General features: G+C 69.8%; 7 protein-coding genes and 1 pseudogene. All 8 read left to right on the forward strand.

Going from position 1 to position 14,215, the window contains the following annotated elements:
* Window positions 1-24 precede the first annotated feature (24 nt).
* On the forward strand, window positions 25-1,008 hold the full coding sequence (locus ACGFU7_RS39805) for a CapA family protein (RefSeq protein WP_393702797.1): 984 nt from the start codon (window positions 25-27) through the stop codon (window positions 1,006-1,008).
* Between the two features lie 5 nt (window positions 1,009-1,013).
* Window positions 1,014-2,441, forward strand: coding sequence for an RtcB family protein (locus tag ACGFU7_RS39810; protein WP_393702798.1), 1,428 nt, complete (start codon window positions 1,014-1,016; stop codon window positions 2,439-2,441).
* 347 nt (window positions 2,442-2,788) lie between these two features.
* Window positions 2,789-3,454 (forward strand): annotated as a pseudogene (locus ACGFU7_RS39815) (dienelactone hydrolase family protein); the annotation flags it as partial.
* A gap of 233 nt (window positions 3,455-3,687) precedes the next feature.
* A complete protein-coding gene (locus tag ACGFU7_RS39820; protein WP_030926101.1) occupies window positions 3,688-4,110 on the forward strand; it encodes an RlpA-like double-psi beta-barrel domain-containing protein in 423 nt (140 codons plus the stop codon).
* An 11-nt stretch (window positions 4,111-4,121) separates the two neighbouring features.
* Window positions 4,122-4,736, forward strand: a complete 615-nt coding sequence (locus tag ACGFU7_RS39825; protein WP_093895290.1) for a cell wall protein — start codon at window positions 4,122-4,124, stop codon at window positions 4,734-4,736.
* Between the two features lie 31 nt (window positions 4,737-4,767).
* Window positions 4,768-5,667 (forward strand): MauE/DoxX family redox-associated membrane protein, encoded by a 900-nt coding sequence (locus ACGFU7_RS39830; RefSeq protein ID WP_393702800.1) that lies wholly within the window; start codon window positions 4,768-4,770, stop codon window positions 5,665-5,667.
* 1,116 nt (window positions 5,668-6,783) lie between these two features.
* On the forward strand, window positions 6,784-8,976 hold the full coding sequence (locus tag ACGFU7_RS39835) for a BTAD domain-containing putative transcriptional regulator (RefSeq protein WP_393702802.1): 2,193 nt from the start codon (window positions 6,784-6,786) through the stop codon (window positions 8,974-8,976).
* Window positions 8,977-9,478: 502 nt separating this feature from the next.
* A partial coding sequence (locus tag ACGFU7_RS39840) for an amino acid adenylation domain-containing protein (RefSeq protein ID WP_393702804.1) occupies window positions 9,479-14,215 on the forward strand: 4,737 nt, incomplete at its 3' end.

A 14,215-nucleotide genomic window follows, 5' to 3' on the forward strand; every position in this document is an offset into this window, starting at 1 on the left:
CAGGGCGGGGAAGGGATAAGGATCATGGCGCTCACGGTGGCACTGGCAGGCGACACCATGCTCGGGCGCAGCGTCGCCGAGGAGCTGCGCCGCTCGCCGGTGCCGGGGACGCTGGTCTCCATGGGGGTCAGGAAAGCGCTCGCGGAGGCTGACCTGTTCGTGCTCAACCTGGAGTGCTGTGTCTCCGACCGCGGGCACCGCTGGCCCGACCCGCGGAAGGCCTTCTTCTTCCGCGCTCCCTCCGCCGCCGCGAAGGTACTGGCCGAACTGGGGGTGAACTGTGTGACGCTCGCCAACAACCACGCCCTGGACTACGGGTTCGACGCCCTGGCCGACACCTGCACCCTGCTGGTCGGGGCGGGCGTCCACGCGGTCGGCGCCGGGGCGGACGTACACGCGGCCCGGGAGTTCACGGTGCTGGAGGCGGGCGGTGTGCGGCTCGCGGTGGTGGGCGTCACGGACCACCCGCAGGAGTACGCGGCCGGGTCGGACCGTACCGGTGTGGCCTGGGCCGATCTCCACGCCGGGGTGCCCGGCTGGCTGACGGAGTCGGTCGGCCGGGCCGCCGCGGCGGCGGATGTCGTACTGGTCACTCCGCACTGGGGCCCCAACATGACCTCCCGGCCTCCGCGCCACATCTCGGCCGCGGCCCCGGAACTGCTGGCGGCGGGAGCGACGCTGGTCGCCGGGCACTCCGCCCATGTCTTCCACGGGGTCGCCGACCGGATCCTCTACGACCTGGGCGACTTCGTCGACGACTATGCCGTCGACCCGGTCCTCCGCAACGACCTGGGGCTCCTCTTCCTGGTGACCCTGGACGGCCCGGATGCCGCGCATCTGGTTCCCGCCCGGGTGCAGGCGGTGCCGCTGGCCCTGGACTACTGCCACACCCGCCTGGCGTGCGGCGAGGACCGGGAGTGGATCCGCGAGCGGCTCACAGCCGCCTGCGCCGAGTTCGGCACCGCCGTCGCCGACCGGACCGGACGGCTGACGGTCGACTGGAGGTGAGGAACGTGGACATCGCACTGGTGGAGAAGAGCCCGTACCGCTTCCGTATCGAGCAGCGGGAGCCGATGCGCGTACCCGGGGTGGTGTTCGCCTCGCGGGCGCTGCTGCCGCAGGCGGCCGGGGACAAGGCGATGGAGCAGGTGGCGAACGCGGCGACGCTGCCCGGCATCGTCCGCGCCTCCTTCGCCATGCCCGACGTCCACTGGGGCTACGGCTTCCCGATCGGCGGGGTGGCCGCCACCGACATCTCCCACGGCGGGGTCATCTCGCCCGGCGGCGTCGGGTTCGACATCTCCTGCGGCGTACGGCTGCTGGCCGCCGGCATCGACCGCGAGGCGCTCGGCCACGACCGGATGCGGCGGCTGATGGACATCCTCGACAGCACCATCCCGCGCGGCATGGGGCGCGGCGGCCTGTGGAAGCTGTCGGGGACCGGTGAGATGGACGAGCTGCTGGTCGGCGGCGCTCGGTACGCGGTCGAGCGCGGGCACGGTGTGCCGCGCGACCTCGCGCGCTGCGAGGACTGCGGCGTCCTGGACGGCGCGGCCCCGGGGCAGGTGAGCACGCGGGCCGTCGAGCGCGGCCTCCACCAGGTGGGAAGCCTCGGCTCGGGCAACCACTTCCTGGAGGTCCAGGCGGTCGACCAGATCTACGACACGGCCACCGCCGCGGTCTTCGGGCTGCGGGTGGGCCAGGTGTGCGTCATGATCCACTGCGGCTCGCGCGGCCTGGGACACCAGGTGTGCACCGACCACGTCCGCGTGATGGACCAGGAAATGCACCGGCACCGCATCCAGGTCCCGGACCGGCAGCTGGCCTGTACGCCGGTCGACTCGCCACGGGGCCGCGCCTACCTGGGGGCGATGGCGGCGGCGGCCAACTACGGCCGGGCCAACCGCCAGCTGTTGTCCGAAGCCACCCGCCACGCCTTCGCGACGGCTGCGGGAGTCGGTCTTGAACTAGTCTACGACATCTCGCACAACACCGCCAAAATCGAGACCCACGAAGTGGACGGTGTGGCACGTCCACTGTGCGTCCACCGCAAGGGCGCGACGCGGGCGCTGCCGCCCGGCGACCCGAGCCTGCCCGAGGACCTCCTCCAGGCGGGCCAGCCGGTACTGGTCCCCGGGACGATGGGCACCGCCTCGTACGTGATGGTCGGCCTGCCCGGCAACGACGCCTTCCACTCCGCCTGCCACGGCGCCGGCCGGGTCTGGAGCCGCCATCACGCGCTGCGCATGGTCCGTGGGGAGCAGCTTCGCGGCGAGCTGGAGGCGCGAGGCATCGCCGTGCGCCCCTCCTCGTGGCGTGGTCTCGCCGAGGAGGCGCCGCAGGCGTACAAGGACGTCGACGCGGTCGCCTACGTCACCGAGGGCGCCGGACTCGCCCGGCCGGTCGCCCGCCTGGTGCCGCTGGGCGTCATCAAGGGATGAGCCGGTACGGAGCGGGAGAGATGGGCGCAGCTTCTCCGGAGGACCTGGTCCGCGGTGCCCGCGGCCGGTGTCCGCGACGAGGCGGTAGTGTCCGCGGCCAGCCGGTGCAGAGGCATGGATCCCTGGCGCGCCGAAGAGGCGGTCACGGTGGACTCCGGTGGTGAAGCCGCTCGCGCCTCGGCGGAACGCGAGTAGCGTGGGTAAAGGGTCGGCAAGAAGTCCGGTCGACAGCCGAGAGCCGTGATGACAGTTTGGCGTCCTGCGCCTTTCGGACAGCGTCGGTCAGTGGAGCCCGCCTTCTTGAGGTCATTGAGCAGCGGCGCGTAGACGCAGCAATCATGGGAGGAGCGGCGATGGCGGCCGCGGATCCGGAAGTCGTCGTGCATGCCGGACCGGTCCGGCTCCACGGGCAACTGTCTGTCCCCGAAGGGGCCACGGGCATCGTGGTGTTCGCCCACGGCAGCGGCAGCAGCCGGCACAGCCCGCGCAACCGCTTCGTCTCGGCCTCGCTGAACAAAGCCGGCCTGGCCACGCTGCTGTTCGACCTTCTCACGGCGGAGGAAGAACTGGACCGCGCCCACGTCTTCGACACCGCCCTGCTGGCCCGCCGCCTGGCCGACGCCACCCGCTGGCTGCTCGACCAGCCCGAGACGCAGGGTCTCGCGGTCGGCTACTTCGGCGCCAGCACCGGCGCGGGCGCCGCGTTGTGGGCGGCGGCGGAGCCGGACTCCCCGGCTGTGGCGGTCGTCTCCCGCGGCGGCAGGCCCGATCTGGCCGGACCCCGGCTGCCGGCGGTGACCGCGCCCACGCTGCTCATCGTCGGAGGCGAAGACGGGGTGGTGCTGGACCTCAACCGCCAGGCCCAGGCACTGCTGCGCTGCGAGAGCCGACTGGCCGTGGTCGCCGGCGCCACTCATCTGTTCGAGGAGCCCGGTGCCCTCGGGAAGGTGGCGGACCTGGCCAGAGAGTGGTTCGCCAGTCACCTCGGTCGTCGTGCAGGACCAGGGAGTTAAGCGTCGGCGCGCCGCGCGGACGGATTCGCCTCCATCGATCGACGCGGAGCGAGGCCCTCGGCCATGCGGAACCAGGCCATCTATGCAACCGGCTTATCTACGCGCATCATTGACTTGCTTCGCTCGCACAACCATCCCCGGCCGCAACACGGGCATCCCTGCTTCGCATGTGCCTGTCGACGGCCGGTCCAGTGCTTGTCATGCACTTGTCATTTCCTAGGAGGGGCAACACGATGGCTTGCGGATCAACCAGCCTGTGGGCCGGTGAAACCAGCTGGTTCTGCTGCGGCAACGCCTGGGGGCCATGCTCCAGTGCCGGCGGCGGCGCCTGCGGCAACTGCCAGTCCAGCGCACACCACGGTGCGTGGCCCAACGCCTCACAGGCGTGCTGGAACATCACCCGGCCCGACCTCTGTGGCGAGAACATCCCCAGACGCGGCTGCGGTGCGGTCATGAACGTCAAGCACCAGTGCTCGGGCGCGACGGTGTGCATCACGATCACCGACTGCGGCCCGCGCACCAAGGACTGGTGCGGCGAGGCGACTTGCTGCAACGGCACCTGTCGCACCAACCGCGTCCTCGACCTGACGCCGGCCGCCTTCTCGGCGATCGGCAACCTGAGCTCGGGCAAGCTGCCGGTCTACATCTACGAGTGAGGAGGACCGACATGACCGTACGACACGACCGGGCCGACGGGATGCGCCGCCGGCGCTTCCTCACCAATGCCGCCCTCGGCGGTGCGACCATCATCGGTGCGACCGCGCTCGGCGGCCTCGACGCCGAGGCCGCCTTCGCCGCGGAACCCTCGCTCGACCCCGCGATAGCCAGGTCCACCTTCGTGGAGGGCCGCATCACGGGAATCACCGGCAGCATCCTGGAGGTGGCCGGATCCAATGGCGGCCACTCCCGGGTGCAGATGACCAACGTCACCAGCGTGTGGAAGGTGCGCGCCACCACGGCCGAAGTGATCGAGGTCGGCGACGGGCTCTACGCACGCGGCGTCAAGATGCCCGACGGCACCGTGGCCGCCGACGCGGTGTGGGTGAACATCGTGAACCTGGACACGCAGATCCGCGGCATCGCGAAGAACCGGCTGCACCTCGCCCACGGGCAGCACGAACTGGTCGGTCACGTCGCCCCGGACGCCAGCGCCTCCTACGCGGGCCGTGCACTGACGTCCGACCTGTCCCGGCTGCGCATCGGACAGAGCGCCCAGGTGCTCGGTGCCTGGCGGCCGTCCGACAACTCCGTGGACGTCGTCCGCATCTCCGTCGGGCACTGATGCAGGCCCAAGGACACAGAGAGAGGAAGAGATGCTGTCACTGACAACGGGCCTCGCCCCGCTGGTCCTTGCGGGCCTGCTCGGGTGGACCGGAGCGGTCAAGGCGTTCGGCCGAGGGACCGCACAGCAGGCGCCGAAGACGGCGCTGGCCCGCATGCTGCGCAGCAGTGAGCGGGCCACGACGGGGCTGCGGGCGACCGGCGCAGCCGAACTCCTGATCGCCGCAGGTCTGCTGGTGGTCCCGGCGAACCCGGTGCCGGGGGCCGCCGCCGCGGTCCTCGGGGCGGGCTTCCTCGGCTACCTCGGCTACGGCCGGGCCGTGGCACCGGAGTCCTCCTGCGGCTGCTCGGCAAGTGAGGACACCCCCATCACCTGGCGGGCGTTCGCGCGGGCGGCGGTCGTGCTCATCGGCGGGGCCACGGTGGCGGTGGCACAGGGCACCTGGTGGTCGGCCGTCTCCGAGCGGCCTGCCGGTGCCCTTGTCTTCCTGGCCGGGGCGGCGGCGGTACTGGTCGCCCTCTCGGCCGACCTCGACCGGTGGTGGCTGCTGCCACTGCGCCGGACGAGGCTGCGTGTCTTCGGTCACCCCCTCCTCGGCACCGCCACCGACCAGGTGCCGGTCGCGGCGAGCGTCGAACTCCTGGAGAACTCCCTTGCCTGGCAGGCCGCCGCACCAGTGGTCCGGTCCGCCTTGCTGGACCACTGGGAGGACGACGGCTGGCGCATTCTCCAGTACTCGGGTGTGTACGGGGACCGGGAGAGCGCGCGCCCGGTCACGGTGGTGTTCGCACTCGACGCCACGGCCGGCCGCGACACCGGTGACGACCCGATCGTCCGTGTCAGTTATGTCGACGCGGACAGCGGGGAGGCGGTGGCCGTGGACGAACTGGGCGCGGTGCCGTCGCGGAGGGTCCTGCCGATGGCGGGCTGACGCCACGGACGGATACCTCGGCCCGCCACGGGCCTGAGGAACACAGCGTCATGCTCCTGGACCGCCTCCACGGCCCGGTGCCGGTCCAACACCTCGTAGAAGTCCTCTTCAGCAGCTCCGGTGATTCGCTCGAAGGCGTGGGCGACGGCGTAGGAGACCGTTGCGCAGAAGAGGGCGTCGGCGGCGGCGACCTGGGAATGTCGGTCGTCGCCCGAGCGGCAGTCACTGCAAGTTGCGCAGGCGGGCTGCATCGAGCATGGCGTAGGGGACGCCGTCGCTCCTGAGTCTGCAGTCACGTAGGACCGCCTGACCGGGTTCTGTCGGTTCGCGCGCCGGGGCACATAGCCTCCGGAGGGCCGGAAGCCGAGGTTGAGGGGCGGAAGGTCTACTGGTGGCGAAGGTGCCCCCCGCGACGTCCCCTGGATCGATGCCGCGGAAGAAATCTCCGCACCACTCCGGCAAGCCGATCCCCCAGCACTCAGCGGCACGACCACCGTCGTCCTCGGCGCCGACCGCCCCCTGGGTTCCCTCCTTCGCGGCGGCCCTGACACACCCACGGGCCTTGTCGTCCTTCACCCGCTGACCGACTTCTACAAGAGCGGCCAGGTACGCACGGTTCGCGCGTCGAGCTCATTCCCGACGAACGGCTGCCAGCCGGCCAGAAGCCGGGCGCGGCCACGAACATCCCCCTGACCAGCACAGGCAGCTCACGACAACGGGCGAAGTCGCCTATTCCGCCACTCCGGGACGGACTCCCCACGCCCCGTGCGGCTACGGCCACGGACCCACGCCCGAACGACTCCTGCACGCCCGGAGAGAGCCAGGGTGCCCGCACTTCAAACGTGGAATTTCGGACGTTCTTTTTCCGGAACTCACGGATAGCGGCACCTCATAACGCGTTTGAACAGAAAAGAAGTTGACGGACGAGGCCAGGGCAGTGAGTCGTTGACTGGCCCCTTTCGATCATGCAATCATTCGAATGCACATCCTGTATCCGCTTTTCGTACACTCTGCTCCATCATTCGAACACGCCAGGCACGGTGGAGGTCGGCGGGCCTGTGCGTCAGGCCGGTCGCCATCACCCTCTCCGAGCCGGCACCGCCTCGGAGGGGACCCATGCAGTTCAGGATTCTGGGGCCGCTCGAAGTCGTGGACGACGGCAGACACATAGATGTCAGCGGGCAGCGCCAACGCACGGTTCTGGCGATGCTGCTCCTCGAATCGGGACGCGTCGTCTCCAATGACCGTCTGGTGGAGGCCATATGGGAGCGGAAGCCGCCGGCGACGAGCCGCACCCAGGTACAGATCGGCATCTGCGCGCTGCGGCGCATACTCCGCTCGGGGCCCCATCCCGGGCCCATCGTGACGCGCTCTCCCGGTTATCTCTTACGGCTGGCCGAGGGGCAGCTCGACCTCCACGTCTTCGAGGAACGGGTCGCCGCAGGCGCAAGAGCCGCTGCCGCCCATCAACCCCAACAAGCGGTCAAGGAGTTACGGGCCGCGTTAGGGCTGTGGCAGGGCCACGCCCTGACCGATGTCAGCAGCAAGCCGGTACGGGCAAACGCCGTCCAACTCGACGAGCGCCGCCTCGCCGTACAGGAACAATGTCTCGAACTGGAACTACGGCTCGGCAACCACCACCGCGCCGTGAGTGAACTCGGCGCTCTGGTCGCCGCCCACCCCCTCCGGGAATGCCTGCGAGTGCTTCTGATGACCGCCCTCCACCGCGCGGGACGGCAGGCCGAGGCCCTGGACGCCTACCGCCAGGCGCGGGCGGCCCTCGTCGAGAGGCTCGGCATCGAGCCCGGCGCGGAACTGCAGCGACTGCACCGCATGATCCTGGCAGGGGAGGAGGAGTGGGGCACACCGCTCCGGGTCCAGCCCTTCATCAAGGTGACGGAGCCCACCGCCGAGCCGGACGGACCCGGCAGCGGCCCGGCGGACCCGGTACGTCCGACGTTCCCGGCAGTTCCGGCAGTTCCGGCGCACAAGATTCCGCGGCTGCTGCCCGCCGATATCGCCGACTTCACCGGCCGCACGCGAGCGATCCAGCGCATTCTGGCCGCTCCCACCCGCACCGACGCACCCCGGACTGTCGTCCCCGTCACCGTGATCACCGGACGCGGTGGCTCCGGCAAGACGACCCTGGCCGTGCATGTCGCCCATCGGCTCGCCCCGGACTACCCCGACGGGCAGCTCTTCGCGAAACTGTCCGGCGCCCCGGGCCACCCGACGAACGCCGCCGAGGTGCTCCGGCGCTTCCTGCGCGCGCTCGGGGTGGCCGACGAAGCCGTCCCGAGCAGCGTCGAGGAGCGCGCCGAGATGTACCGTGACCTGCTGGCGGAGCGCCGGGTCCTCGTCGTGCTGGACGGCGCGGCGTCCGAGTGCCAGGTCGCCCCGCTGCTCCCCGGGTCGTCCGGATCGCGGGTGCTGATCACTTCGTGGCGGCGCTTCACCGGGCTGCCCGCGGACACCCGCATCGAGCTCTCCCGGTTCCGGCGGGAAAGCTCCGTGGAAATGCTGATGAAAATCATCGGCAGGCGGCGGGTCACCGCCGAACCGCTGGCCGTCGAGGAGCTCTGCCGTGCCTGTGACGATCTGCCGCTCGTGCTGCGCGCTGCCGCCGCACGCCTGGCCGCCCGGCCGCACCGGGCCGTGGCGGACGCCGTCATCCAGGCCGAGGCGGTGGACCGGTGCGCCGACACGACCCGCCGCCCGGACGAACTGCGCCACGTGGAGCAGGCGGTCCGCACATGCATGACCCCTGCTTACGAGGCGCTCAGCCCGGAGGCCCAGCGGGCTCTGCGCCGCCTCGCGCAGTTGGAGATACCCGACTTCGCCCCCTGGGTCGGCGCCCCCCTCCTCGAATGCGAACCGCACCGCGCCCAGGACCTGCTGGACGAGCTCACCGAGTCCTACCTGCTCGACGCGGTGGTGGACCAGGCGTCCAGAGCCGTCCGGTACCGCTTCCCCGCCTTTGTTCGGGCCTTCGCCCTGGAGCGCCTGGCTGCGGAGGAGTCGCCGGAGGACCAGCGGGCGGCGTTGCGGCGCGTGCTCGACACCTTGGCGTATCTCACCGGAGAAGCGCAGCGCCGCGGCGGGTACGGAGACCCGCCCGTACCGGATGAGCCCATCCGCTGCCATGCGATGCCGCGGAGCCTGATCGACCGTCTGCTGGCGGACCCGTTCGCCTGGTACCAGCAGGAGCGTGCCCAGGTGGAGGCGGCGGGCCGGCAGGCGGCCGAAATCGGCCTGTGGACCATTTCCTGTCGCCTGGCGAGCAGTTCGACCGTGCTGGCTCGGCAGTGATCCCCCCTCGGGTGGCAGCGCGGCGGTTCGGCCGTGGACACCGATTTCCTCTCGCCGGCCCGATATCGGCGCACATCCCGTCACGGCTGCCCTGCTGACAGCCCCTCCGACGGTCCCTCGCAACTCCCCCGCGAACCTCGACGGACCGCGCAGGAACGCCGCGTCCGAACGCGATTCAATCTGCCGTTCATATACAAGACGAACGTGCGCTTATTTAGCTCTATTACTTCCCTAAATTTACGCTAAGTATGTGATCCAAAACCCTTCCGCTCGTTAAAAGTCGCAGGTCAGGAGCCGATCATGGGGGTTGACCGGCCCTGATGCGCCTCTCTAATGTGACACCGCTCCTCCATGTCCCGTGCAATTAATCCCGCAGTTCTTCGCAGCGTTCACAGGTTCTCTTCGGCGATGCACGTACGCACTGCTCTGTGTGCTCTTCAGGAAACCGCGGCCGCGTTTCGTTTTATTGGACCTTTAGTGGACCGGTGAGAAGGGCGTCATCATGGACGGCATCCCCACGACCGACGAGAACGCCGAAGAAGACGCGCGTACGGGAGGCGGAAGGAGACCGTCGTCGGCCGGCCGGCTCCGCGCCAGGCCGGATGAGCGCGGTCCGCTCTCTTTCGGCCAGCAGCGGCTCTGGTTCCTCGACCGCTGGCTCGGGGACAACGCCGTCTACAACATTCCGGTCGTTCTTCGCTTCACCGGCCCCTTGGACGCCGCCCGCCTGACGGCCGCCGTCGGTACAGCCGCGGCCGGTCATGATGCCCTGTACACCGTCTTCGAGGCGGACGGGAACGGGGAGCCGCGCCAGCGGTTGCTGGACGCCCGTGAGACGGACTGCCCGCTCGTCGACCTCACCGGCCTCGCACTCGCCGACCGCGTCCGCAGCGCACAGGAGGCCGTCGAGGCGGATGCCCGCAGGCCGTTCGACCTGGCCCGGGATCCGATGCTGCGTGCGTCGCTGTACCGGCTGTCCGAGGACGACCACTGGTTGCAGCTGACCTTCCACCACATCGCCTGCGACGGCTGGTCGCTCGATGTGTTCCAGCGCCGGCTGAACGAGGCGTATCGTGCCGGCGGCGGGTCGGCCGAGCCGCCGCCGGTCCAGTACGCCGACTACGCGCTGTGGCAGCGCGAGACGCTGCGCGGCCCTCGCACGGAGAAGGCCCTGGCAGCCTGGACGGACGCGCTGGCCGACGCTCCGGCCGTGCTGGACCTCGGCACGGACCGCCCCCGTCCGGCGGAGATGAGTTACCGGGGCGAGACGGACGACTTCCCGCTCACCGGATTGTCTTCGGGGGCACTGGAGGCGTTCGCCGCCGAGGAGAACGTCAGCCTGTACACGGTGATGCTCGCCGCCTTCCAGGTGCTCGCCGCGCGCCACTCGGGGAGCAGCGATGTCGTCGTCGGTTCGCCGGTGGCGGGCCGGGACAACGCCAAGCTCAACGATCTGGTCGGCTTCTTCGTCGACACGCTCGTCCTCCGGGTGGATCTGGGGGACGATCCCGGCTTCCGGGAACTCGTGGCGCGCTCCCGCGCGTCGCTGCTGAGCGCGCTCTCCCGCAGCAGGGCCCCGTTCGATCTCGCCGTGAAGCAGCTGCACCCCGAGCGGTCGCTCAGTCACAACCCGATTGTGCAGACGCTCTTCGCGTTCCACGAGGAGGAGCCGCTGGAGCCCTTCGGTGAGGGGCTGAGCGTCGAGCGCTCCATGGTGGCCACGGGGACCGCGAAGTTCGACCTGACCTGGTCGGTGTATCGGCGCCCGGACGGGCTCCATCTCCAGGTCGAATACGCGACGGACCTGTTCGACGCCGACACCATCCGTACCCTGGTGGACCACTGGCAGATCCTGCTCGGTCAGATCCTCGCCACGCCCGACCTCCCGGTGAGCCGGCTGCCGCTCATGGCACCCTCCGAGCGGGAGTTGGTGGAGTCGTGGGCGGGCGACGGCGCAGAACTCCCGGTCGCCGCGATCCACGAGCTGGTGATACGCCGGGCACTGGAAACCCCCGATGCCGTGGCCGTGGTCTGCGACGACGACACCCTCACGTACGCCGAACTCGCCGGCCGCGCCGCCCAGATCGCCGCACTACTGGCCGAACGCGGTGTAGGACCCGAGGTCTGCGTCGGAGTGTGCGTCGAGCGATCCCTCGACACCGTCATCACCACCCTCGCCGTCCTCATGGCCCACGGCGTCTACGTCCCCCTCGACACCGCCTTCCCCACCGACCGCCTGCACCACATGCTCACCGAAGTCGACGCCACCCTCGTCCTCACCCACCAACCCACCCACAACACCATCCCCCACGGCCCCTGGCACACCCTGAACATCGACACCCTCCAGGCCGCCACCACCCCGCCCGACCTCGACCAGACCCTCGCCTCCCTCCCCCAGCACCTCGACCCCGACCACGCCTGCTACGTCATCTTCACCTCGGGATCCACCGGACAGCCCAAGGGCACCACCGTCACCCACGCCAACGTGACCCGCCTCTTCAGTGCCACGCAACAGCGCCTCCCGTTCGGTCCCGACGACACCTGGAGCCTCTTCCACAGCTACGCCTTCGACGTGTCGGTCATGGAGATGTGGGGCGCACTCACCACCGGCGGGCGTCTAGTCGTGGTGCCGTACCTGACCAGCCGGGACTCGGAGGCGTTCTACGCACTCGTACGCGACCGATCAGTCACGATGCTCAGCCAAACGCCCTCGGCCTTCCGGCAGTTCGAGACGGTCGACGCGATGGAGGGTGGTGAACTGGCCCTGCGGGCGGTGCTGTTCGCGGGCGAGGCGCTGAACCGGGCGTCGGTGCGTCGCTGGGGCGCCCGTCACGGCTACGCCTCACCGCTTCTCATCAACCTGTACGGCATCACCGAGACCACCGTGCACGTGACGTACACCGAGGTGGACGAGGGCCAGCTCGACGGTACGTTCAGCCGGATCGGCAGGGCGCTGCCCGATCTCCGTCTCTACGTCCTGGATCCGTCGGGCGATCCGAGTCCGATCGGTGTCGTCGGGGAGCTCTACGTCGGCGGGCCCGGCGTGACGCGTTGCTACACAGGCCAACCTGCGCTCACCGCACAGCGTTTCGTGCCGGACCGTCTCGGCCGTACGCCGGGAGCCCGGCTCTACCGCAGCGGGGACCTCGCCCGCTGGACACCCGCCGGCGACCTGGAATACCTCGGCCGGGCCGACGCCCAGGTAAAGGTACGTGGCTACCGCATCGAACTGCCCGAGATCGAGGCCCGGCTGGGGCGGCAGCCCGAGATCCGACAGGCCGTCGTGGTCGTCCGGGACGATCTCGGCGACCACACGGATCTCGTCGCCTATCTCGTGCCGGAGCCGGACGCCGACCGGCCCACCACCAGCGATCTCCGAGACGCCCTCGCCGGCCACCTCCCCGATTACATGATCCCGAGGAACTTCGTCTTCCTCGACGCCCTGCCGCTCACTCCGCAGGGCAAGCTCAACCACCGGGCGTTGCCCGCTCCGACGACCGAACGCCCGGAACTGACAGCCGAGTTCATCGCTCCGCTGCCCGGGACCGAAGAGCTGCTCGCGACGATCTGGAGCAACGTTCTCGGCGTCGACCGCGTCGGCCGCCACGACAACTTCTTCGACCTCGGCGGCGACTCCATCCGGAGCATCCAGGTACTGGGGCTGGCTCGTAACCAGGGGGTCGGCTTCGAGCTGCAGGACCTCTTCCGCACGCCCACCCCGGCGGGGCTGGCCGAGGCCGCCTCCACCCACTCGGCCTCCGAAACCCCGCAGCGCGACCATGAGCCGTTCTCCATGGTGAGCACCGAAGATAAAGCGCGGCTGCCGCAGGGCCTCGTGGACGCCTATCCGATGGCGGAACTCCAGGTCGGCATGATCTACGAGATGGAGCTGGACCGTGAACGGCTGCCGTACCACAACGTGGACAGCATGCGCATCAACGGCCGGTTCGACGAGCGCAGCTTCAAGGAGGCGCTCCGCCTGGTCGTGGAACGCCACCCCATTCTCCGCACGTCCCTGGAGCTGAGCGGTTACAGCGAGCCGCTCCAGCTGGTGCATGCCACGGCGGAGATGCCGTGCGTGGTGTCCGATCTGCGCACACTCGACGACGAGGCTCAACAGGCGGCGATCGCCGCATACGTGACCTTCGAACGCTCCCATGTGTTCGACCACTCCCGGCCGCCGTTGCTGCGGTTCGGTATCCACTGGCTCTCCGACGATGCGTTCCAGTGGACGGTGACCGAGCACCACGCCATTTTCGACGGCTGGAGCCTCCATTCCACGCTCGCCGAGATCACCGGCCTCTACCACCGGCTCGCGACCGGTGCGGGTACGGTCGTCGCCCTGGACCCGCCCGAGTCCGCGTACCGCGACTTCATCGCGGCGGAACGGGAGGTGCTGCGCTCCGAGGAGAGCGAGGCGTTCTGGCTGGAGCGGCTCACGGACCGGCCCACGGGCCGGCTGCCGCGCTGGCCGGACCGGCACGACGCCCGGCTGGCCACGCCCGAGCGCGAGAACGAGTGGCGGGTGCTGCACACGGCGGAGAAGCACGGCTCGATCGAGACGCTGTTGCCGGCGGAGCTGTGCGACGAACTGCTGGCGCTGGCCAAGCGCTGTGGGGTGCCGCTGAAGTCCGTGATGCTGGCAGCGCATCTGCGGGTCATGAGTCTGGTCACCGGAAGCACGGACGTGCTGGCCGGGCTCTCGTCCAACGGACGGCTGGAGGAGGCCGGGGCGACCGAGGTGCGGGGGCTCTTCCTGAACACCGTCCCGTTCCGGCTGGAACTGCCGGAGGGCAGTTGGCTGGACCTCGTACGCGCGGTGTTCGAGGCCGAGCAGGACATGCTGCCGCACCGCCGATATCCGCTGGGGGCGTTGCAGCGTCGCATGGGTGGCGAGGCCCTGTTCGAGACCAGCTTCGTGTACAACCACTTCCACGTGCTCACCGACGAGTTCGGTGAGGGTCGCCTGACGATCGTGGACGGGAAGATCGACAGCTTCAGCACGCTGCGTGCCGAGCCGACCAACTTCCCGCTGAGTGTCGGCGTGATCCGCAATCCGTACTCCACACGGCTGCTCCTGAGCCTCGACTACCACCTCGGTGTTCTGGTCGAGGACCAGGTGGCGTTGATGCGGGACTACTACGTGCGGGTGCTGGAGTCGATGGTCTGCGAACCGGACACCGCGTTCGGGGACGTCGTCCTGCTCGGCGACACCGAGCGGGAGTTGGTGGAGTCGTGG

It is taken from the genome of Streptomyces sp. NPDC048473, assembly GCF_043200155.1.
Taxonomy (GTDB): domain Bacteria; phylum Actinomycetota; class Actinomycetes; order Streptomycetales; family Streptomycetaceae; genus Streptomyces.